The sequence below is a fragment of the Vibrio sp. 10N.286.48.C11 genome (genome assembly GCF_041469805.1).
Lineage (GTDB): Bacteria > Pseudomonadota > Gammaproteobacteria > Enterobacterales > Vibrionaceae > Vibrio > Vibrio crassostreae_C.
The window spans coordinates 1-704 of sequence record NZ_JBFRLK010000117.1 but is presented as its reverse complement, the minus strand read 5'-3'; the positions used below and the strand labels follow the sequence as shown (position 1 = coordinate 704).

The window sequence follows — 704 nt, the reverse complement described above, 5'->3', positions numbered from 1 at the left end:
TACGATGGCGGTGACGGTATTCTTACCGACAACGGTAATGGTACATACACCTTTGCGCCAAATGAGAACTTCAATGGCGACGTAAACTTCGGCTTCGATGTCTCTGACGGCACCGATACGGTGTCAGCAAACATCGATGTGAGTGTAACTGCGGTTGATGATGCACCTGTGTCAGGCGATTTAGCGTACTCAATCGACGAAGATGGTTCGATTCGTCTAAGCCAAGAGCAGCTGCTTTCTCAAGCCTCTGACGTGGAAGGCGATGACCTGACTGCTAGCGGCCTAACGGTTGGCGGTGATGCAACCGTTACTCAAAACGATGATGGCAGTTTCACGATTACGCCAGATGAGAACTTCAATGGCGACATTGATATCAGCTTCGATATCTCAGATGGTACCAATACGGTTCAAGCATCGGCTGACCTAACCGTTAACCCAGTTAATGACCTGCCAGTCCCTCAAGATCAACAGTTCAGCGTTGAAGAAGACGGCACACTCATCTTCACTGATGCAGACCTGTTAACAGGTGCGACTGATATTGAAGGCGACAACCTAACGGTTGAAGGTGTGACCTACGATGGCGGTGACGGTATTCTTACCGACAACGGTAATGGCACATACACCTTTGCGCCAAATGAAAACTTCAATGGTGACGTAAACTTCGGCTTCGATGTGTCAGATGGAACCGATACGGTCTCTGCGAA

At 49.1% G+C, this 704-nt stretch carries 1 protein-coding gene; it reads left to right on the top strand.

The genetic code is table 11. The annotated features are described in order from the left end of the window. Nucleotides 1-704: tandem-95 repeat protein (locus AB4209_RS21295; RefSeq protein WP_372057274.1), on the top strand; the 704-nt coding region annotated here is incomplete at both ends.